This is a genomic window from Microvirga sp. ACRRW, assembly GCF_022346925.1.
Taxonomy (GTDB): domain Bacteria; phylum Pseudomonadota; class Alphaproteobacteria; order Rhizobiales; family Beijerinckiaceae; genus Microvirga.
The window spans coordinates 348,544-370,813 of record NZ_JAKRNJ010000003.1; the positions used below are offsets into that span (position 1 = coordinate 348,544).

Sequence of the window (22,270 nt, forward strand, 5' to 3'; positions counted from 1 at the left end):
CGGCGGTTTGGGGAATCAAGCAAGGGCTATTTTCCCTCACGCCGCTTTGATGAGGGTAAGAGCCTGCTCCAGCTCCGGTTCCATCAGCTCGTGGATCACAGGCCCCGCCGTCCAGACCAGGAAGGTGCGGATGCGCTTGTCCGGATAGATCTCGGACAGCAGCATCCGGTAGAGCGCCAACTGTGCGACATAGGATGGGGGTGGAGGCTGGCCGGGCCTCGGGGCACGGGCGGTGGTCTTGAAATCCGCCACCAGCACCTCGCTGCCGAGCACGGCGAGGCGGTCGATCTGGCCCGAAACCAGGAGTTCTCCCTGAGCCGTCAGCACCTTGCCCGCAATCGGGGCCTCTGCGCGGGAGCCGGGGCCGAACAGGGCTTTGAGCGCCTCGTGCCCCAGAACGTCGAGAGCGTTGGCGATCACCGATTCGCGAATCTCTGCGGGAAGGCGCGGCGCGCGGGCCCGCACATAGGCGCGCGCCATGCTCTCCCGGTGTTCCGCATCCAAGGCGGGCAGGCGTTCCAGCAGGGCGTGCACCAAGGTGCCGCGAAGCCGTGCGTCGGGCGCATAGGGGCCATCGCCGGGACGGGTCATGCGCTCGGCGGCGCCGAGCGCACTCGACGGACGGATCGGGGGCAAGGGCTCCGGCTCGGGCCGGGCGGGTAGGGTGAGCCAAGCCGGAACCTCGAAGGGCTCAAGCGGCGCGACATCCGATTCGGCGGCAAGCGTGCGTGCGAGCGGCGAGCCCTCGCGCCAAAGCTCGATGGGGCCGTAAGGCGCTTCCGACCGCTCCAGGCCGTTCGCCTTTTCGACGAGGCCGTGGCGGATCATCTCGCACCAGGCCTCCTGCGGCGATTCCTTGCCGCTGGTCCTGTAGGGCGCAATCACCAGCCGGTCCTTGGCGCGAGTCATCGCCACATAGAGAAGGCGGTTGTGCTCTTCATAGCCCTTGGCGTGCAGGAGATCGCGCGCCTCTTCCATGACGCTGCAATCGGCGCTCTTGCCCGGGGACCAGACGGGGATCGTGCGGCCTGTCTTGGTCTTGAGCTGCAAGAGCGGCGGATCGCGGCCCAGCACCTCGCAGCCGTCGATGAGAATGACGACGGGCGCTTCGAGACCTTTCGCGCCGTGCACCGTCATCACGCGCACTTCGTTGTTTACCGAGTCGAGATCGCGCTTGATGGTGTGCGATGCGGATTCGAAACGATTGAGGAAGACGGTGAGAGAAGGCGTCTCCGTCATCTCCGATTGATGCGCGAAGCACAAGAACGCGTCGATGGCATCACCCGCTTCGCTGCCCAGACGCGCGACAAGCTGCGAACGCCCGCCACGCGGTCCGAGCAAGGTGGCGAAGAAGCCGAAGGGCCCGTGCTGTGCGGCGAGCTCGCGCCAGGCCTGAAGGGCCTCGCAGCCGCGCTGCGACTTCGCATCGCCTGCTTCCGCGTGTCGTGTCAGCGCGGCATGCAGCGACTCGTCGTCGGCGCGGTCGGTTGCGATGCGGATGAGGTCGTCGTCGTTAAGGCCGACGAGGGGTGATTTCAGTGCGGTTGCAAGGGTCAGGTCATCATCCGGCAGCAGCGCCGCGCGTCCCGCCGCCACGAGATCGAGCACGGCGATGTGCTCGCCGATATTGAGCCGATCCGCGCCTGCGACCGGCACGCCCGCTTCCTTCAGCGCGCGGATCACGGCCTCGAAGGCAGCACCGCGCTTGCGCACGAGAACGAGCACGTCTCCGGCGGTCCAGGTGCGTCCGTGCTCGTCGCCCTTGGTGGTCCAGCATTTCACGGCCTGCGCGATGCGCCGCGCGACGACGACAGGCGGCGATTGCTGCTCCGGCTCGTCGACGGGAAGCACCCAGGCCTCGGGCTCCTCCTCGTCGGCGGGCGTCTCTGTCGGCCACATTTCCACGAGCCCCGGCGCATGCGGGCGCGCGCTCTCATGCACGGTGCCGATGGCTTTGTCTTCGAAAGAGAGGCCCTTGAAGTTCTTCTCCACCGCGAAGGTCGCATCCACCGCCGAGAGCACGGCTTTGGCGGAGCGGAAGGACATGGTGAGCGACACGTCCTCGAACAGAAGCTCGGCTTCGCGCACCTTCTTCGACCAGTCGCGGCGGGTGGATTCGAATTCCTGCGGCGCTGCGCCCTGGAAGCCGTAGATCGATTGCTTGGGATCGCCCACGGCAAAAAGCGTGCGGATGCGCTTCCCGCCTGCGCCTTCACCAGAGGTGAAGTCCTCGGTGATCTTGCGTAGGATCTCCCATTGCTGCGGGTTCGTGTCCTGCGCCTCATCGATCAGCACGTGATCGATGCCGCGGTCGAGCTTGTAGAGAACCCAGGCCGTGTCGCCGCGTGAGAGAAGCGCAAGCGTCTTGTCGATGAGGTCCTGGAAGTCGAGCGCGCCGAGACGCATCTTCGCCTGCTCGACACGGTCGTGAATCTCGGCGGCCAGCAGGAACAGCGCTTGCGTGCGCTCGACCGCGCGTGCAGCCTTGCGCTTGTCCATGAGACGCCAGATGCGGCCTTGTTCGTCGAGCAGCCGCTCCTTCAACGAAGGATCGACGGACTTGGTGACGAGGCGCGATTCTGCGCGCGGCAAGCCATCGGATTCCTTCAGGAAGACCGACAGGTAGTGCTTGAGCTTCTCGGAGGGTTCAGAGGCATTCGCAGCGGCGATGAAGGCTTCTGCTCGCTCCTGATCGGTGGCCTTGCCCGTCATCAGGTCCTGCGCGATGGCAGGCCAGCTTTCCGGTTTGAAACCGCCTTCCAGCATCGCCTGTTCGATGCTCTCGAGCGTCTCATCAGGGTTCAGCCCAAGCTCCTGGATCAGGCGCGCGATGCCGGTGGTATCGTGCAAAAAGTCCTTGCAACGCAGCGCCGCGTTGAGAGCGGAGGTGAGCGCATCGCCCACCGCATCGACACTGATGATGTCGAGCGCATCCTTCAGCTGCGGGAAATTGCCGTTGGAGGCATCGGCGAGCACGTTCTTCACGGCCTGCGCCAGCATCTCGTCGGTCTGGCTCTCGTCCAACACCGCGAAGCGCGCGGGCACGTTGGCCTCGAAGGGCACGAGGTGCAGCAGGCGCTCGCAGAAGGCGTGGATGGTGTCGATCTTCAAGCCGCCCGGCGTTTCCACGGCGCGCGCGAAAAGCGTGCGGGCGAGCTTCACCTGCTGGCGCGTGGGCTTGCGGCCTTCGAGTTCGGTGAGTTCGGCAACGAGGCTGTCCTCGTCCATCGTCACCCATTTTCCCAGGCGCTCGAACACGCGGATCGCCATGTTGGCGGCGGCAGCCTTGGTGAAGGTGAGGCAGAGAATGCGTCCCGGCAGCGAACCCGCCAGCAGCAGGCGCACCACGCGGTCGGTGAGCACCTTCGTCTTGCCTGCGCCCGCATTGGCGGACACCCAGGCCGACGCGCTCGGGTTCGCGGCGCGGCGCTGCGCGTCCTTGGTGTAATCGGGAATGACGAGATCGTTGCTCATTCGCCGCCCTCGACCCCGCCCGCGCTCGCCAGCGACCATTCCTTCACCCGCGCCAAGTGATCGTATTCGGAGAAGCGCCGCGCATATTTCGGGAAGGGCCGCGACACGTAGGCTGCTTCGCCCTTCACGAAACGCGCGATCATGCCCTCGAAGCGGCGGCGATGCTCTTCCACGATCTCGGGCACCGAGCGCTCCTCGTTGCGTCCCGGCTCGATTGTGCGCGGCTTGATCGGCTCGCGTCCGCCCGTGGTGTGAACATAGACGAGTTCCGGCGTCTCCTTCGCCATCGGCAGGCCCTTGAACGCACCTTTCATCAGCATCACCGCTTCAAGGGTCAGCTGCGGCGAGAAGCCCGCATAGACCTCGCGCACGCCGGGCGGCTGACCGGTCTTGAAGTCGATGATGGAGAAGCCGCCGTCACGGCGATACTCGATGCGGTCGGCGCGGGCGCGCAGATTGAAGATCGAGCCGTCGGGCATCGGGATCGAAAGCCTGCCGGAACGCTCGGCATAAACCTCCGCGATGCTGGGGCGGCGTTCCCGCTCCCAATCGAGGAAGGCGATGGCGAGCCGCTCGAAACGCGGCCACCATTCGGCATAGAGTTCGGGATAGGCTTCCCGGATTTCGCCGAAAGCTTCCTCTCCGAGCCCAAGCAGGATTTCGTCCGCGTGCGCCGGAATCTCTCTCGGAAAACGCTCTGCGAACTGGCCGACCACATCGTGAATGATCGTGCCGCGATTGGCGGCGCTCGGCGCAACCGCAATCGCCTCCAGCGCATCGAGCTTCAGCACGTGGCGCGCGAAGATCGAATAGGGATCGCGCACCAGCGTCTCGACTTCCGTGACACTGAGCGAGCGCGGGAAGAGCGCAGGATCGGGCTTCGGGCGCGGGCGCGGCAAGGGCGGCGCGGGCTCCGGCGTATCGAGTGTGCGCGCAAGGCGGCGATAAGTCTCGCCCGCCTTCACCATCCGCTCCCACACATCCTTGCCGGTGAAAGCCTTGAGGCGTTGCAGGAAGCGCGAGGGCACCATAGGCGAGCCGTCGCGCTTGTGCGCGCGGGTGATCACCACATCATGCGTGCCGAGGGCCTGCACGAAATCGTGCGCCGTCTGACCGATGCGCCGCTCCGGCGGCATCAGGCCGACGCGGGCGCGCATGGGGCGGTTGAGGAACGCGTCCGTCACCGTGCGCGGCGGCCATGTGCCCTCGTCCAACCCGCCGAGCACGACACGATCCACGGAGAGAAGGCGCGCTTCGAGAAGGCCGAGAATCTTCAGGCGGCGATGGGTGGAGCGCGGCGAGGGGCTTAAACTACGCTGCTTGGCGAGCGCCGTGAAGAAAGCGGGATAATCGACGAAGCGGCCGAGAAGCGGATGGCCTTCCTCCTCGCGGATGTCGGAATTCTCGAGATCGTCGAAAAGGGCGGCGAGCGGTTCGAGGGTGGGCTCGCTCTCGCCTTCGTCGTCTTCCGGTGCCGCACAGAGCAAATCGAAAGCGCGCCGGTGATGCTCCACCAAGGCCATCAGATCGATGCGCTCCTCGCCATGCGCGGCAGGCGTGAAGGTCTGGAACGCAAGATCGAGCCGCCGCAGCAATTCGTCGGCGAGGTCCCAATCCGCTTCCGAAAGGCGCGCGCGGGGACGCGGCGTGCGATGGTCTTTCTCCGCGCGGCGCGTGGCGAGGGCTGCGCGCATGCCCGCAATGCCGGGAGCAGGCGCGGGACCGCGCAGCACGCCGATTTCGAGAATGCTTGCCGCCTGTTCGACGGTGGCGCGCGGAAAGCCCAGACGCACCAGCGGATGCGCAAGCAGCGAGAGCAGGCGCACGGGGCTCAAATCGTCGGCAGCGGCCTCCGCCGTCAATCGTGCGAGGCGGCCTGCGGGCGTGTCGGCAAGCGGTATGCCCGCAGAGTCTTCGACACCCAATCCCCAGCGCGCGAGTTCCGCTGTCACGCGCGCGGCCAAGGCGCGGTCGGGTGTCACGAGCGCTGCTGTCTTGTCGGGATGCTGCAGCGTCTCGCGCAGGGCGATGGCGATGGAGAATGCTTCCTCGCGCTCGTCCATGGCCTCGATGATGGTCAGGCCCTCGCAGCCCTTGCCGCTCATCGCGAGGCGCTCTTCCGACGAGATCAGAGCCCAGCGGTCCGTGGTGTCGGCGGGGCGCAGGGTTTCCGAGAGCAGGTGATTGCGCGCACGCGCCTGTTCCGACGGTTCGCCGAGGATGGCGACCTCGGAGCGCTTGATGCGCAGGTTCTTGTCGATCAGACGGCGGAGCGAGGCCTGCGGGTGGCTGTGCACCGGGTCGCTCTCGTCATCGCCTCCTGCACCGATAGTCGACCAGCTTTCCTCGTCGAGATCCGTATCGAGGCCGGGCAGCACGATGGCGCCGCGCGGCAGGCGCGCGATGGTCGCCATGAGATGAGCGGTCGCCGGCACCGAGCCGGTGGAGCCCGCAACGATCATGGGATGGCTCGGGCGCTCGCGGGTGAGACGACGCGCTTCCGCCTCGATCAAGGCTGTGCGCCGCTGCGCCGGATCGCTGGCGGCGCGCTCGGCCAGAATTTTCGGCCAGTTCTCGCTCGCGATCTGCACGAAATGGCGCGTGATCTCGAAATACTTCGAGTAATCGGCATCCACCGCCAGTTCGAGCGCGTGCCAATCGATGCCCTCCGTGGTGAAGGCATCCATCAGCGTTTCGAGATCGCCTGCGAGGTTCACTGCATCCGCAGGAGAGGCTGGCACCATGAAGGGCACTTCGGGGCCGAGCTGCAACAATGCGCGGTCCACTTCCGCCGACCAGCGCTGCACGAGGCGCGTGAGGATGAGACGGCGCTCCAGCGGCGGAATGGGCGGCTTGAGGCTGGCGGTCTCCGCAAACGGCGTGCCTTCGAGACCCGTCAGCTCGAACTCGGCTTCATCCGTTTCGCCAAGTGGCACGATGCGCGGCAGGAGTTGCGCGCGGCCTGCACCGCGCTCGGCCAGAAGCGCGATCAGCGCGCGGGTGGCGCGGCGGGTCGGGACATAGATGGTGATGTCGGCTAACGCCGCGGGATCGTCTTCGAGCGGGCCGACAAGGCGTCCGTCAAGCAGCGCGTCCACCAGGGTCGGCAGGAAGGCGCAACCCGGAGGAATGGAAAAGACGCGCGGCGTGCTCGACAAGACAAAACCTCATCGCTTGCTGGCGGCAAGGCACTTTTCTGCCTCTCCGATCGTGTGAGGCTCTCCAACATGCAGCCATTGGCCTTCCAGAGGCAAGCCGTAGAGGCGGCCATTGGCGATGGCGCGGTTGTAGAAGGCATTGGCCGAGAAGGCGCCGTCAGACGATCCCGTCACCATCTCAGGCTTCACGATCGCCACGCCCGCATAGACGAAATCCGAACTCGGGTCCTCGCCGCGACGGCGTAAAGCTCCATCCGCATCGCGGTGAAAATCGCCTTTTCCTTCGTAGCCAACACTTGTGGATAACGGGGCGACGAGCATCAGGATGTCCATGCGTTCCGCATCCCAGGCCCCCACGAGGCGCTTGAGATTCGGAGTCTCGCCTTCAATCCACATGGAATCGGAATTGAAGGTGATGAAGGGATCCTGTCCTAACAACGGCAAAGCTTTCTTCACGCCGCCGCCGGTTTCGAGCAGCTCCGCGCGCTCGTCGGACACCACGATCTCCGGAGCAGTACGCGTGCGCAGATGCGCTTCCAGCATGTCCGCGAAATGGTGCACATTCACAACCACCGTGCCAATGCCGGCCTCATGCAGCTTATCGAGCGCGAAATCGATGAGGCTTTGCCCGGCGACTTTCACGAGGGGCTTCGGCATGGTGGCCGTGATCGGCAGCATGCGCGTGCCGAGGCCCGCTGCGAGAACGATGGCCGTGTGAGGCTTGCGCTGGGAAAACTGGGACACTGAAATGACTCAAGACGATGGCGGCGTGTCATCCTCGAGCGGGATGAGACGCGGCAGGTAATTTTCATACCAGACCTTGAGCTTCGCCAAGGCGGGATGCGCGAGATTGCGGGTGAGATAAGCCTCGATGCGCGGCAGGTGCTTGAGGTAATGTGGCTTGCCGTCGCGACGGTCGAGGCGCGCGAAAATGCCGAGGATCTTGGTGGCGCGCTGCGCCGCCATGATCGCATAGGCACGGGCAAAGCCAGCAACATCGAAGGCGGGATCGGCGGCTTTACGCTCACGGGCGTAAAGGCCGATGAGTTTCAGTTCGAGTTCGGCAGGCACGGTCACGCGCGCATCCTGCAGAAGCGATGCGACGTCGTAAGCAGGCGAGCCGAGGGTCGCATCCTGGAAGTCGATGAGGCCCACACGCTGCAGGCCCTCACGCTCGCCCATCCAGATCAGGTTGGGCGAATGATAGTCGCGCAATGTCCATGTCACCGGGCCTGCGAGAATTTCGCCCAGCGCTTCCGTCCAGAGATTGACGAATTCCGCGCGCGCGGAGCCCGAGAGCTGCGTGCCGATGATGTGCGGTACATACCAATCGGCGAGCAGCTCCACCTCGATGAGCATGGCTTCGAGATCGTAGGGCGGAATCTCGTGCTCGACGCCGTCTGCCACCGGCAGCACCTGCGGCAGCTCGGTGCTGTGCAGCTTCACGAGAAGGCGCGTAGCTTCCGCATAGCGTTCGGGAATCGGGCCGTTCTCGTCGACCACGGGATCGGCGCCGAGATCCTCGATCAGCAGAAGGCCCGCGTCGAGATCCTCGCCGTAGATGTAAGGCGCGCTGAATCCCAAGGCGCGCAGGCCCTTGTCCATGGCGACGAAGGCATGAACGGTTTCCGCGAGCTTCGCGATGGTCGTGTAGGGCTTGCCGCGCCGCACGGGCGGGCCGACGGGCCGGGGCGGCGAGATCATGAGCAGCGCGGTCTCGCCGTTCATCTTGATCAGCCGCTCATAGGAACGGATTACGGAGGCATCGCTCGACATCGGCAGGCGCACGGCCTCCGACCAGCCGCAGCGATCCACCAGATTGCGAAAGGCCTTGATGCGCTGCAGGCGCGAGGCGAAGGCGCCGGTGCCGGTGAGCATGGCAATGCGGCCCTGGCCTCCGGGCGCGAAATCGAGGCGGATGTCGAGATGGTCGGGGTTCAGCGCATCCTCGGCGCGCTCGGGCCATTCCACGAGCGCGATGGCGCTTTCCGTCATCTCCTCCCAGCCCAGCTCCACAAGCTCGTAGCCGCCGGAGAGGCGATAGAAGTCGGCATGAACGATAGGGCAGAGCGGCCCGTCATAGACCTGCATGAGCGTGAAGGTGGGGCTCGGCACCTCCAGCTCCGGCTCGTTCGCGAGCGTGCGCACGAGGGCGCGGGCGAAGGTGGTCTTGCCGGCTCCTAAGCCGCCCGAGAGGGTCACGAGATCGCCGGCCTTCAGCTCCTCAGCGAGCTTGCGCGCGAAATCTTCCGTGGACTCGTGGTCGGGAAGCGACACGATCCATGCGGCTTGGGAGACATCCAACTCGGACATGCGGGCTAATCCATTCACCATCGGTCATCCTACTCGGCAGCTATAGGAGTTAGCGCAGATGAGCCGGTACGGCCATTGGAAGGAAATTCCTGCCGGTCACTGGGGAAGATGCAGGTGACAATGGTGCCCTCGCCCGGCATGGAATTGAGCTCGATGCGCCCACCGTGAAGCTCCACGAAGGAGCGGACGATGGACAGGCCCAGTCCCACGCCCCGGTGGCGGGTGCCGAGTGTATGGCTCTCGAAACGCTCGAAGATGCGCGCCTTGATCTCCGGCGGAATGCCGCGTCCCTGGTCCTTCACGTCAAAGATCACCTCGCCGCCGCGCTTGCGCGCCGCCACCGTGATGGTCTGGCCGGGCGAGGAGAAGCCCACCGCGTTGGAGAGCAGGTTGAACAGGATCTGCCGCACGCGCTTGCCGTCAGCAACGAAGGTGCCGATGTCGTCCGGCGTGTCGATGACGAGATGGAGCGAGGATTCCGCGAGCCTGTCCTCCAGCCCGCGCATGGCGGCTTCGATGGTGGAGCGGATATCCACGATCTCCGGCATCAGCTCCAGCGAGCCGGTATCGATGGAGGCGAGATCCAGAATGTCGTTGAGGATCGCGAGCAGCGCCGCCGAGGAGCGCATGATGTGATCCGCATAATCGCGCTGGCGCGGATTGAGCGCGCCCACCGTCTCGTCGCCGAGAAGCTGCGTGAAGCCGATGATGTTGGTGAGCGGCGAGCGCAGCTCGTAGGACACGTGATGCACGAACTCGTCACGCAGGCGCGAGGCGCGCTCCAGCGCGTCGTTGCGCTCGGTGAGGGCACGCTCCACGTTCACGCTCGCGGTCACATCGGTGAAGCTGAGAAGCGTCGCGCCATCGGGCAGGGGCTGCGCGGTGCAATCGAGTGCCGAACCGTCGGGACGTTCGATGCGGCAGGAATGGCCCATGCGCATGTCGGCAAGACCGAGCACGGCGCCGCGAATATCGATCCACGGCTCGTCCTGCGGCGCGAGCAGACGGCATATCTTGATGATCGCATCCGCATGCGGATGCTGCTCCAGCACGTCGGCGGGCAGGTTCCACATGTCGGCGAAGGCGCGGTTGTGCAGCTTGAGGCGTCCGTCCGAGCCGAACACGGCCACGCCTTCTTTCAGCGTGTTGAGCGTCTCGTCCTGCACCTGCGTCAGCGAGTTGACCTGCGAGGCGAGCTCGAAGCGCTCGCTCACGTCGTCGAAGAGATAGGTCACGCCGCCTTGCGGATTGGGGTTGATCACCACGCGCAAGGTGCGCCGGTCCGGCAGGTGCCACCAGGTTTCCTGCTGCTCGACGGAGCGGTAGCCGGTGAGGAAATCCGCCTTCCATGCGCGGAAATCCGCCTGCTCCGGCAATTTGCGCGCGGCGCGCAGACGGTCGAGCACTTCACTGTCCGTCGGACGCGAGGAGAGGAAGGCAGCATCGAGATTCCAGAGCTGCTGATAGGCGGCATTGCTGAAGATCAGGTTTTGCGCGGCATCGAAGATCGCAACCGCGGTCGGCAATTGATCGAGAGTGCGCACATGCGCATCCATCTGGCGCTGCAGATCGGCGCGCACGGCCTCCAGCTCGGATACGTCCACCGCGATGCCGGCGCTGCCGCCGGATGTGGGACGCTCGATCACATCGAGCACGGCGCGCTGGCCGGCAACCACGGCGGTCACGCGCGCGGCATAGGTTGCGCCATTCCTGCGCTTGCGGCTCGCATCCTCGCGTGCGCGTTCGCTCAGAAGTTCAACGGAACGTGCAATCGCATCGTCGAGGTTCGGTGCCTCGACGGCGCGCAGATAAGCTTGGTTCGCCCAAAGAAGCTTGCCGTCGTCATCTCGAATCCAAAGCGGATAGGCGACATCGTCGAGCAGCATGGTCATGGAGCGCAGATCGCTGCGTGCGGTGGCGAGTTCAGCGCGGGTTTTCAGAAGATCCGCACGGTCGCCGGTGACATCGCGCAGGCGCAAGATCGCGCGGCCGCCGATGGTGCGGCCTTCCACGTCGATGAAACGGTTGAACAGCGTTTGAGCAACCTGGCGGAAGGCTTCGCCGCGCTGCTTCAATTGTTCGAGCGAGGCTTCAACAGCGGCGGTATCGCCCGGCTGCATCCATGTGCCGAAGGCCAGCGCGCGCTGCGCGGGCGCGCCTTCGCCGATGATGGACGGATCGCCCTGGAATCGCGGCTCGCTGTCCCGGCCCTGCCAGCTCACCAGCAATTGCCGCTCGGAACCCATGAGCAAAGCCGCGAGATCGTCTGAGCCGCGAAGGGCTGCAAGCTCCTTGCGCAAGGCTCGCTCCGCGCGCCCGGAGCGGCGGCGCTCGATCATCAGCAGGAGAGAGGTGATGGTGGTGAGAGACACAAGCCCCATGAAGAGGCCGAAGGCGGCGGCGCTGTGCAGGTTGAAGCTGTAGAGATAGTCAAGCACGTCGGAGGTTTGCTTCAGCAGGTCGGTAGGTACGTCGGCAGCGAGCGCCGCCTGGGACGTTCCGGACAGCAGCGTCAGGCTCAAGGGCACGCGAATGAGGCCTGCGAGGGTGCTGGCCTTGTCCGGGTCGCCGTTCTTGAGCTCGCTTTGCCCGGCCATGCCGTGCGGTCCTCCTGGTGTGATCAGGCCAATATGTTCACGCCTCTGGTGCTGTGTCTGCTCAGAGGAGATACCGCCTACGCATGAACGGAACTGCCGGCATGGTTTGTGAAGAAACCACGGTATTGCCGGTCGAATCGCGCCCACTTTAGACTACCCCTGACTCCGCCAGGAAGAGGGTTAACACCGGCTTAATCTTCCTTTGGAGAAGCTGTGCGCAATTGGTGGAAACCTATTGCATTTTCGACACATGCATGACGTTGCGGAATGTTCTCGATTCGGGGCCTGAGACCATGAAAAAAGCCCGGCATTGCGCCGGGCTTTTCTGAAATCTTCCGCAATGGAAGCGAAGATCAGTAGCGGTAGTGGTCCGGCTTGAAGGGACCCTTCTCCGACACGCCGATATAAGAAGCCTGATCGGGGCGCAGCTTGGTGAGCTTCACGCCGATCTTCTCCAGGTGCAGCGAGGCGACCTTCTCGTCGAGGTGCTTCGGCAGGGTGTAGACCGTCTTCTCGTACTTGCCGGCGTTGTTCCAGAGCTCGATCTGGGCGAGCGTCTGGTTGGCGAAGGAAGCCGACATCACGAAGGACGGGTGACCCATGGCGTTGCCGAGGTTCACGAGGCGGCCTTCCGAGAGCAGGATGATGCGGTGGCCGTCGGGGAAGGTGATCTCGTCCACCTGCGGCTTCACGTTGTCCCACTTCAGGTTCTTGAGGCCAGCAACCTGGATCTCGTTGTCGAAGTGACCGATGTTGCAGACGATGGCGCGGTCCTTCATCGCACGCATGTGCTCGATGGTGATCACGTCCTTGTTGCCGGTGGCGGTGACGAAGATGTCGGCGCGGGGAGCAGCGTCCTCCATCGTCGTGACCTCATAGCCTTCCATGGCGGCCTGAAGCGCGCAGATCGGATCGACTTCCGACACCAGCACGCGGCAGCCGGCCTGGCGGAGCGAAGCGGCCGAGCCCTTGCCCACGTCGCCGAAGCCCGCGACCATGGCGACCTTGCCGGCCATCATCACGTCCGTGCCGCGGCGGATGCCGTCGACGAGCGACTCGCGGCAGCCGTAGAGGTTGTCGAACTTCGACTTCGTGACCGAGTCGTTCACGTTGATCGCCGGGAAGAGCAGCTTGCCTTCCTTGGCCATGATGTAGAGGCGGTGGACGCCCGTGGTGGTCTCTTCCGAGACGCCCTTGATGGACTTGGCGAGCTCGGCGAACCAGCCCTTCGGCTTTTCCTTCAGCAGGCGCTTGATGAGCGCGAAGAGAACTTCCTCTTCCTCGGCGCCCGGCTTCTCGAGGAAGGCCACGTCGCCCTGCTCGGCGCGCAGGCCGAGGTGGACGAGCATGGTGGCGTCGCCGCCGTCGTCGAGGATCATGTTCGGGACGCCGCCGCCATGCCAGTCGAACAGCTTCGCGGTGTAGTCCCAGTACTCGGTGAGCGTCTCGCCCTTATAGGCGAAGACCGGGATGCCGGCGGCCGCGATAGCGGCAGCGGCGTGGTCCTGGGTGGAATAGATGTTGCAGGAGACCCAGCGGATGTCGGCGCCGAGAGCCTTCAGGGTCTCGATCAGCACCGCGGTCTGGATGGTCATGTGGAGCGAGCCGGCGATGCGGGCGCCCTTCAGGGGCTGCTTCGGGCCGTATTCCTCGCGAATGGCCATGAGGCCCGGCATCTCGGTCTCGGCGATCGAGATTTCCTTGCGGCCGAAATCGGCGAGGCCGATGTCCTTAACGATATAATCCTGAGCCATGCTGGCCTCCGTCTTTACCCTTGGGGATTGAATTGGCGCTGTCTCTACCAGAGAGCGGCGCGAGAGGCAATCAAGATATAAAGATGTCTTTATATGTTTTTCGGAGGAGCGACGGATCGGTTCTTCCCCGTCATGGTCGGGACAAGCCCGGCCATCCACGCCCTAAGGAAGCGCAAAGGCGTAAGGGCGTGGATCCCCGGAACAAGTCCGGGGATGATAGAGGGGTAAGGCGCTGAAGCGAAAAAACCTTACTCGTCCTCGCCGAACCGGTTGGCGAGCAGGTCGTCGATGGCCTGGAGGCAATCCTGGGCATCCGGGCCCTTGGCGGTAACGGTGATGCTGGTGCCCTGGGCCGCGGCTAGCGTCAGCAGACCCATGATCGAGCGGCCGCCCACGGTCTCGCCGCATCGGGTCACGGTGACATCGGAATTGAAGCGTTCGACCGTCTGCACGAACTTGGCCGAGGCGCGGGCATGAAGGCCGCGCTTGTTGATGATGGGAAGCTCCCTGGCCTCAGCCCCCTCGGGAATAGGAGCGGGGGGACAATCCTGGTCGAGGGACCGATCCATGGTTCTTATTTTCCAGACAGGACGCGCGAGGCGATGTTGATATATTTCCGCCCGGCTTCCTGGGCGTGCGAGACCGCGTCGCCCAAGGCCTCCTCGTCGCGGACGGAAGCCAGCTTGATGAGCATGGGGAGGTTGATGCCGGCGACCACCTCGACGGAGCCGCCGTTCATGCAGGAAAGCGCCAGATTCGAGGGCGTACCCCCGAACATATCGGTCAAAACCACGACGCCGTGGCCCGAATTGACCCGGCACACGGCGGCCATGATGTCCTTACGCCGTGTTTCCATGTCGTCGTCAGGGCCGATCGTGATCGTCTCGAGCTGCTCTTGAGGGCCCACGACATGCTCCAGCGCGGCTTTGAATTCCGTCGCGAGCTGCCCGTGGGTGACGAGCACCATTCCAATCATAATGTTCCAGGTCCGAACGCTCCGAGAGCGGAGCCGCTATTTTGTGCACCGCGAAGCCTAGCGCAAGTGCGTTGAGAGGAAAAGTTCATCACAGTGTCACGACCGTGTCGCAAACACCACTCAGGCGGCCCAGCGCGATGCTTGCAAAACTTGCCCCCGCACGCATGCGGATGCGAGGGACCATGACGCCGCATAGAACAATGTTGCCGTCTTCGGGTTCCGGTAGGCGAGGCGGATCTTCGCTCAGGTCGATCACGAGGCGGATGACGGCGGATTCTTCGTAAGGTTGACGGACGATGCCTAAGCCATGGATCTCGAGATGCCCGGCCAGGGGCTCGACCGGGCTTCCCAGAAGGCGTCCGTGCTCAGCCCTGAGGCAGGTTCTGTCGTCGCTGACGAGGCAGCCGAACCGGCCCGCCTGGATCGTGTGGAGCACCATCTCGCGGGCGAGCGTCGACTTGCCGGAGCCCGCGCGTCCCCGGATCAGGACGCCTGCCTCGCCGATAACGACGCAGGAGGCATGGCAGGAAGCTTGGATGGTCTCCGGCTTGCTCAAGGGGTTTTCGCTCCCTGAGCTTTTTTCGCCTGTTCCTTCCTGCCCTTCGGGCTCTCCGCCGTGGGCAGGCGGATGATGAAGCGGGCGCCCAGGCGCGTCGGCTCGCCGTCTTCATCCGGCGGGCCGGGACGATTCTCGGCGCGGATCGTGCCGCGATGGGCCTCGATGATCTGGCGGGAGATGGAGAGCCCGAGGCCAGAGTTCTGGCCGAAGCCCTGCTCTGGCCGGTCTGTGTAGAAGCGCTCGAAGATGCGGTCGAGGGCGTCGGGCTCGATGCCGGGGCCGCTGTCCTCCACCAGGATCTCCACATCCGCTTTACGCCGCCGCAGCGTCACGCGAACGGCAGCATCGGGCGGCGAGAAGGAGCGGGCATTGTCGATGAGATTGTTGAACACCTGACCCAAGCGGCTGTCGTGCCCGAGCACGAGGAAGGCATCGCGGCCGCGCGCGTGTTTCTCAAGGTTGAGTTCGATATGCGGATCGTGCTCCTGCCGGCGCTCGTTGGCGACCGACACTACGGCTTCGAGCAGACGCGCCATGTCCACCGGTTCCGCATCGGCGCGGGCCAATTCCGCATCGAGACGCGAGGCGTCGGAGATGTCGCTGATGAGACGGTCGAGACGCCTCACGTCGTGCTGAATGATAGACATGAGCCGGGCGCGGGAATCGTCGCTGCGGGCCAGCGGCATCGTTTCCACGGCGCTGCGCAGGGAGGTGAGCGGGTTCTTCAACTCGTGCGCCACATCCGCCGCGAAACTCTCGATGGCGTCGATGCGGTTGTAGAGCGCCTTCGTCATGTCGCGCAGCGCGCCCGAGAGGTGGCCGATCTCATCGGAGCGGTTGGTGAAGTCCGGAATTTCCTGGCGTGATTTCGTGCCCCAGCGAACACGCTCCGCCGCTTCCGCGAGACGGCGCACGGGACCGGCGATTGCGCCTGCCAGAAACAGCGACAGCACGATCATCACGAGGGCGGCGATGAGGAAGACCTGCAGCAATGCGAAGCGTTCCGAGGCGATGATGGCGTCGATGTCGCCTTCCTGCGTCGAGAGCAGCAACACGCCCTGCACCGTGCGGAACCGCTGGATCGGCACCGCCACGGACACGATGGTCTCGCCGCGCGTGTTCACGCGCACCACGCTCGATTGCTGGCCTGAGAAGGCCTGCTGAACTTCCGTGAGGGATCTGCCGTTGGCGGGGCCCGCCTCTTCGAGCACGGGACGCTTCGTGCGCCTGAACATCTTGCGCACACTGTTCCAAATACGCTCGATGAAGCTTGCGGTGTCTTCCACGTTGGCGACCGGCGGAAGGTCCATGCGCAGGATATCGCCGCGGGAATAGAAGCTGCGGGAATCGAGCAGAAGCAGACCGTCGCGGTCGAAGATGCGCGCGCGGGTCTGGGTCGGCGTCACGAGGCGGCGCAGCAGAGGCGCGACGCGCTCCGGATTGATGGAGAATTCGAGCGACGAGAGACTCTCGTCGTTGAGGCGCTCGGTCTCGCCCGCCTGCATCTGCAGGAGCTGGTCCGGATCGAGGGTGATGGTGTTGGTCTCCACCGTCGCGGAGCTGGCGATGGCGCCGGCAATGATCTCGCCCTGCGTCAGCAGACTCTGCACCCGCGCCTCGATGAGGCCTTCGCGGAACTGGTTGAGATAGAGAAAGCCGACGAGCAGGGCCATGAGGCCCGCCAGGTTGAGCATGACGATCCGGCGCGTCAGGCTCGACGAGGCACGCTGGGACAGCATGCGGCCGAAGTTCTTCAGCCGGGCCAGGAAACCGCGAGGCTCGGGCGGATCGTCGGTTGCCTCGGCGTGGATGAAATCAGCCTTCATGCCGCTCATTCAGGCACGATCCGAAAGATGCTTCCGGAGCGTGACCGTCTTTCCTGGTTGTCCTTTGCCTTCGACAGGCAGTCTCACGGCATCAGGCTTCCTTGAAGCGATAGCCGACGCCGTAAAGGGTCTCGATCATTTCGAAACTCTGGTCAACGGATTTGAACTTCTTGCGCAGGCGCTTGATGTGGCTGTCGATGGTGCGGTCGTCCACATAGACCTGGTCGTCATAGGCCGCATCCATGAGGGCGTTGCGGCTCTTCACCACGCCGGGACGGGTGGCGAGCGCCTGCAGGATCAGGAACTCGGTGACGGTGAGCGTGACCGGCTCGCCCTTCCAGGTGCAGGCGTGGCGCTCCGGGTCCATCTTGAGCTGGCCGCGCTCCAGGGCCTTCGGATCGGCTTCCTTGGGGGCGCTCTGGTCCTTGGGCGCGAAGCGGCGCAAAACCGCCTTCACGCGCTCGACCAGCAGGCGCTGGGAGAAGGGTTTCCGGATGAAGTCGTCCGCACCCATCTTGAGGCCGAACAGCTCGTCGATCTCCTCATCCTTGGAGGTCAGAAAGATCACGGGCAGGTCGGATTTCTGGCGAAGCCGGCGCAGAAGCTCCATGCCGTCCATGCGGGGCATCTTGATGTCGAAGATGGCAAGATCCGGCGGCGCATGCTTCAGGCCGTCGAGGGCAGAGGCCCCGTCGGTATAGGTCTGGATGCGGTAGCCCTCCGCCTCGAGAGCGATCGAGACGGAAGTCAGGATATTGCGATCGTCATCGACAAGGGCGATCGTGGGCATGAACTCTTCCCTGGCTGACACGGACGAGGCCCGCGTGACATGTCGTTCGATAACGCAATCGGCCTCAAATCGTGCCCAACTGCGCCTTACTGATGGCATAAATATGGTTGCCCCCAGCCCATCTCCAGGGCGGGGCCTCCCGATAGTGGTGTCTAAGAGGTGTAGGTTCAACCGGGGATGAACGGATTGAGAACCGTTTTATGCCGCATTCGGGGTCATCCGCCCGGAACCTGAAAGCATTGCGCGGGAACGTTACAATCCGTCAATCCTCCCAAAGAATTGCGGCAAATGCGGGAAATCGGCCCCAACCGGCGCGTTTAGACCTAGCGTCGCAAAAAATAGAATGCCATGGAATGCCTCGGTTGACGGCAAGGGCCGCTGACCTAAACATGCTTAGTTCGGGCGGTTTCGCGGGACTATGACCGCCGCCGCCTGAAGGTAATCACATAAGGCCATCGGAGAGCGGCGCATCCGGCCGCTCGGCGATCGGCGACCAGGAGAAGTCTTCCGTGGATAACATCGGCGTCTTCAACAGCGCTCAAGGCGCGGAGGCTATCGGCTTCCGCAATCTCAAGAAAGTCTACTGGAACTTTGAGGCCCCCGCACTCTACGAGCAATCCCTGCAAAGAGCCGAGACCAAGCTCGTGAAGGGCGGCGCTCTCCTGGCTGAGACCGGCGTGCATACGGGCCGTTCGCCCAAGGACAAGTTCGTGGTCCGCGACGAGGCCACCGAGAGCACCGTCTGGTGGGACAATAACGGCTCCATCACCCCCGGCCATTTCGACACCCTGCTGCAGGATTTCCTGGCTCATGCCGAGGGCAAGGAGCTGTTCGCGCAGGATCTCTATGGCGGCGCGGACCCGGCTTACCGGGTCAAGGCGCGCGTGTTCACGGAATTCGCCTGGCATTCGCTCTTCATCCGCAACCTGCTCATCCGCCCCGAGGCAGGCGAGCTGAAGGATTACGTACCGGGGCTGACCATCATCGACCTGCCGTCCTTCAAGGCGGACCCGGCCCGTCACGGCTGCCGCTCCGAGACGGTGATCGCCTGCGACTTCACCCGCAAGATCGTGCTTATCGGCGGCACCTCCTATGCGGGCGAGATGAAGAAGTCGGTCTTCACCTATCTCAACTACGTTCTGCCCGCGCAAAAAGTCATGCCCATGCATTGCTCCGCCAATGTGGGCCATGACGGCGATGTCGCCGTGTTCTTCGGCCTCTCCGGCACCGGCAAGACGACGCTTTCCGCCGATCCGAACCGCGTCCTGCTCGGCGACGACGAGCATGGCTGGGGCCCGAACGGCGTGTTCAACTTCGAAGGCGGCTGCTACGCCAAGACCATTCGCCTGTCGCGTGAAGCGGAGCCGGAAATCTTCTCCACCACCGAGCGCTTCGGCACGGTGCTGGAGAACGTGGTGATCGACCCGATCACCCGCATTCCGAACTTCGACGATGCGTCGCGCACGGAGAACACGCGCTGCGCCTATCCGCTCGACTTCATCCCGAATGCGAGCGCCACGGGCCGCGCGGGCATTCCGAAGAACATCGTGATGCTCACCTGCGATGCCTTCGGTGTCCTGCCTCCCATCGCCAAGCTCACGCCGGCCGAGGCCATGTATCACTTCCTCTCCGGCTACACCGCCAAGGTGGCTGGCACGGAAAAGGGCGTGAAGGATCCGGAGGCGACGTTCTCCACCTGCTTCGGCGCGCCCTTCATGCCGCGTCACCCTTCGGAATACGGCAACCTGCTGCGCGATCTCATCGCCAAGCATCACGTGGATTGCTGGCTCGTCAACACGGGCTGGACCGGCGGCAAATACGGCGTCGGCCGCCGCATGCCGATCCGCGTCACGCGCCGCCTGCTCACCGCTGCCCTCGACGGCTCGCTGAACCGCGCCGATTTCCGCCGCGATCCTTACTTCGGTTTCGCGGTGCCGACCTCGGTGCCCGGCGTCGAGCCGCACATCCTGTATCCCGTGAAAACCTGGCAGAACAAGGCGGAGTTCGCCGAGACCGCCAAGCGCCTGATCGACATGTTCAATCAGAACTTCAAGCGCTTCGAGAACCACGTCGATTCCGACGTGCGCTCGGCAGCACCGCAAATGTCGATTGCGGCTTAAAAACTGCGATTGTTAAGTTATAGAAACGGCGGCTTTCGGGCCGCCGTTTTCGTTTCAAGAGAGTTCTCATGGATGTTCTCGTCATCGGTGCCGGGGTTGTCGGATTGGCGATAGCTCGCGCTGTTGCCATGCAAGGCCATGGTGTGATCGTGGCCGAGAAAACCGGCGGCATCGGCAACGGCGTGTCCTCGCGCAACAGCGAGGTGATCCATGCAGGCATGTATTATCCGGAAGGCTCGCTTCGCGCGCGCCACTGCGTGAACGGACGGCGCATGCTTTACGCCTTCTGCGACAGCCATGGTGTGCCGTACAGAAAATGCGGCAAGCTGATCGTTGCGACGAACGATCTCGAGCAGGCGAAGATCGAGGGCATCTACCAGCAGGGCATCGCGAACGGCGTCGAAGGCCTGTCTTTCCTGAGCGCGGAAGAAGCGAAAGCACTCGAGCCGAACCTCTCCTGCACCGGAGCCGTGCTGTCGCGTGAGACGGGCATCATCGACTCACATGCGCTGATGCTGGCGCTCCAGGGTGATCTCGAAGCGGCTGGCGGCATGATCGCGTTTCACGCGCCTGTCGAGCGGATCGCGCAAAATGGAACGCGATGGAACGTGCATGTGGGCGGGCCTGAGCCCACGGAGATCGCCGTCGATGCGGTGGTCAATGCAGCGGGCCTCGGCGCACAAGGAATTGCCAGCGCCACGGAAGGTTACGCGCCGGAGCGGGTGCCGCCGCTCGTGCTCGCCAAGGGCAATTACTTCGGCTGCCTCGGCAAGCCCGCCTTCTCGCGCCTGATCTATCCCGCACCCGTCGATGGCGGCCTGGGCACGCACGTGACGCTCGACCTTGCAGGCCGCATGCGCTTCGGGCCGGATGTGGAATGGGTCGAGCGTGAGGTTTACGAAGTCGAGCCGTCACGCGCGGAGAGCTTTTACGCCTCCATCCGCCGCTATTGGCCCGGCCTGCCGGATGGCGCATTGGTGCCGGATTATTCAGGCATCCGCCCAAAGCTCACGGGCCCCGGCGAGAAGGCGGCGGATTTCATGATCGACGGACCGGCGGAGCATGGGCTTGCCGGTCTCGTGCATCTCTTCGGCATCGAGAGCCCAGGGCTTACCTCGTGCCTCTCGATTGCGGAGGATGTGGCGGAGCGGTTGGACGCTTGATGTCAAACGTCATCCCGGGGCTGCGCAGCAGAACCCGGGATCGCGTGGCGAGAAGGACGCTGCATTCTGAGAGCGATCCCGGATCGGCTTACGCCGTCCGGGATGACGTTTGTGCTTACGCCCTGAAGAACAGCAGCGTCGTGACGAGGAAGATCGGCAGCAGGATGCCGCCGGACCAGAGGAGATAGCCGAAGAAGCTCGGCATCTTCACGCCGCCCTCGCGGGCGATTGCATAGACCATGAAGTTGGGTGCGTTGCCGATGTACGAATTCGCGCCCATGAACACCGAACCGGCCGAGATGGCTGCGAGCGTCATCGCGCCGGTGGTCATGAGAGCCTGTGCGTTGCCGCCGGCGAGCTCGAAGAACACCAGATAGGTCGGTGCGTTGTCGAGGAACGACGACAGGCCGCCCGTGAGCCAGAAATAAGCGGCGTTGTTGGCTGTGCCGTCCGGGTTCGTCACCAGGGCCACGAGAGGCGCGAAGGCCCCGTTCGCGCCTGCCTTCAACATGGCGAGCACGGGGATGATCGCGATGAAGATGCCCGCGAACAGCTTCGCCACTTCCTTGATCGGCCCCCAAGAGAAGCCGTTCTCTGCGCGGTTCGCTTTCGGCGTGAGCATGAGGGAAACCACCGTCACCGCGATCATGATGACATCGCGCAGCGCATTGGCGATTTCGACCTCCGAGCCCAGCACGGTCACGCGTCCGAGATTCACCGTCGCGCTCATGAGGATCGCGGCGATGATGACGAGGATGAGCAGAAAGTTGATGCCGCCCGTCACGCGCACCGGATTGTCGGGCGTCGGGTCCGGTTTCACGTGTCCTTCTTTACGGTAGATCACCGCGTCGACCACGAAGAACAGCGCGAGCAGAATGCCGCTCACGAACAGCGTCTCGGGGAAGAGATGCGTGGTGGTCCAGAAGAAGTCGACGCCGCGCAGGAAGCCGAGGAAGAGCGGCGGGTCGCCCAAGGGCGTCAGCGAGCCGCCGATATTCGACACGAGAAAAATGAAGAACACGATGACGTGGACGTTGTGCTTGCGGTCGTCATTGGCGCGCAGCACCGGGCGGATCATCACCATGGATGCGCCGGTGGTGCCGATGAAGCTCGCAAGCACGGTGCCGATGGCAAGCAGAATCGTGTTCGTGCCGGGAGAGCCATGCAGGTTGCCGCGCACCAGGATTCCGCCCGCCACCGTGAACAGGGCGAGCAACAGCAGGATGAAGGGGATGTATTCGAGAAGGGCGGTATGAGCGAGAGCCTGAACCGCCGTGGAGGGGCTCAGGATCACGGCCATGGGCACGAGCACGAGCAGGCCCCAGACAGCTGCTATCTTGCCCTGGTGATGCTCCCAGAAATGGGGAGCCAGCAGCGGGAAGAGGGCGATGGAGAGAAGGATGCCCGCGAAAGGCAGGGCCCAGAGGAGGCTCAATGCCGCGCCGTCGAGTTCGGCCGCGAAGGCTACCTGCGGCAGCAGGGTCAGGGCGGCGGCAAGCGCCACGCTCGAGATGCGAAGCATGATCTGGTTTCCCCCTTG

The 22,270-nt window shown here is 64.2% G+C and carries 14 protein-coding genes; 2 read left to right on the plus strand and 12 right to left on the minus strand.

Features of this window, described 5'->3' with window-relative positions; genetic code table 11:
• Positions 1 to 36 precede the first annotated feature (36 nt).
• The 11 genes from addA to MHY87_RS09085 form a co-directional block, all read right to left on the minus strand.
• The gene (gene addA / locus MHY87_RS09035; protein WP_239351177.1) at positions 37 to 3,474 is read right to left on the minus strand and encodes a double-strand break repair helicase AddA; all 3,438 of its coding nucleotides are present in this window, start codon (positions 3,472 to 3,474) and stop codon (positions 37 to 39) included.
• Positions 3,471 to 6,632: a double-strand break repair protein AddB gene (addB, locus tag MHY87_RS09040; protein ID WP_239351178.1), complete on the minus strand. Its 3,162-nt coding sequence runs from the start codon at positions 6,630 to 6,632 to the stop codon at positions 3,471 to 3,473. The genes addA and addB overlap by 4 nt, the downstream gene beginning before the upstream one ends.
• 9 nt (positions 6,633 to 6,641) lie before the next feature.
• Entirely contained in the window at positions 6,642 to 7,376 is a 735-nt protein-coding gene (locus MHY87_RS09045) for a nucleotidyltransferase family protein (protein WP_370644875.1), read from the minus strand.
• Between the two features lie 9 nt (positions 7,377 to 7,385).
• A complete protein-coding gene (tsaE, locus tag MHY87_RS09050; protein ID WP_239351179.1) occupies positions 7,386 to 8,945 on the minus strand; it encodes a tRNA (adenosine(37)-N6)-threonylcarbamoyltransferase complex ATPase subunit type 1 TsaE in 1,560 nt (519 codons plus the stop codon).
• Positions 8,946 to 8,974: 29 nt separating this feature from the next.
• The gene (locus MHY87_RS09055) at positions 8,975 to 11,542 is read right to left on the minus strand and encodes a PAS-domain containing protein (RefSeq protein ID WP_239351180.1); all 2,568 of its coding nucleotides are present in this window, start codon (positions 11,540 to 11,542) and stop codon (positions 8,975 to 8,977) included.
• 353 nt (positions 11,543 to 11,895) lie between these two features.
• Complete coding sequence (gene ahcY, locus MHY87_RS09060) at positions 11,896 to 13,296, minus strand: adenosylhomocysteinase (protein ID WP_239351181.1); 1,401 nt, start codon at positions 13,294 to 13,296, stop codon at positions 11,896 to 11,898.
• A gap of 248 nt (positions 13,297 to 13,544) precedes the next feature.
• Entirely contained in the window at positions 13,545 to 13,865 is a 321-nt protein-coding gene (locus tag MHY87_RS09065) for an HPr family phosphocarrier protein (protein ID WP_239351182.1), read from the minus strand.
• Between the two features lie 5 nt (positions 13,866 to 13,870).
• Positions 13,871 to 14,272, minus strand: a complete 402-nt coding sequence (locus MHY87_RS09070) for a PTS sugar transporter subunit IIA (protein WP_239351183.1) — start codon at positions 14,270 to 14,272, stop codon at positions 13,871 to 13,873.
• 88 nt (positions 14,273 to 14,360) lie between these two features.
• A complete protein-coding gene (locus tag MHY87_RS09075; RefSeq protein WP_239351185.1) occupies positions 14,361 to 14,828 on the minus strand; it encodes an HPr kinase/phosphorylase in 468 nt (155 codons plus the stop codon).
• Positions 14,825 to 16,657 carry a sensor histidine kinase gene (locus MHY87_RS09080; RefSeq protein ID WP_239351186.1) on the minus strand — a complete coding sequence of 611 codons (1,833 nt, stop codon included), beginning with the start codon at positions 16,655 to 16,657 and terminating at the stop codon, positions 14,825 to 14,827. Before MHY87_RS09080 ends, MHY87_RS09075 begins: the two co-directional genes overlap by 4 nt.
• A gap of 91 nt (positions 16,658 to 16,748) precedes the next feature.
• Positions 16,749 to 17,447: a response regulator transcription factor gene (locus tag MHY87_RS09085; protein WP_036354150.1), complete on the minus strand. Its 699-nt coding sequence runs from the start codon at positions 17,445 to 17,447 to the stop codon at positions 16,749 to 16,751.
• Positions 17,448 to 17,956: 509 nt separating this feature from the next.
• Between MHY87_RS09085 and MHY87_RS09090 the strand changes: the two genes are divergently transcribed.
• Together MHY87_RS09090 and MHY87_RS09095 are read left to right on the plus strand one after the other, a co-directional pair.
• On the plus strand, positions 17,957 to 19,567 hold the full coding sequence (locus MHY87_RS09090; RefSeq protein ID WP_239351187.1) for a phosphoenolpyruvate carboxykinase: 1,611 nt from the start codon (positions 17,957 to 17,959) through the stop codon (positions 19,565 to 19,567).
• A 68-nt stretch (positions 19,568 to 19,635) separates the two neighbouring features.
• Positions 19,636 to 20,730, plus strand: coding sequence for an NAD(P)/FAD-dependent oxidoreductase (locus MHY87_RS09095; RefSeq protein WP_239351188.1), 1,095 nt, complete (start codon positions 19,636 to 19,638; stop codon positions 20,728 to 20,730).
• A 115-nt stretch (positions 20,731 to 20,845) separates the two neighbouring features.
• Here the strand turns inward: MHY87_RS09095 and MHY87_RS09100 are convergent, their stop codons facing one another.
• Positions 20,846 to 22,252: a sodium:proton antiporter gene (locus MHY87_RS09100; RefSeq protein ID WP_239351189.1), complete on the minus strand. Its 1,407-nt coding sequence runs from the start codon at positions 22,250 to 22,252 to the stop codon at positions 20,846 to 20,848.
• Positions 22,253 to 22,270 lie beyond the last annotated feature (18 nt).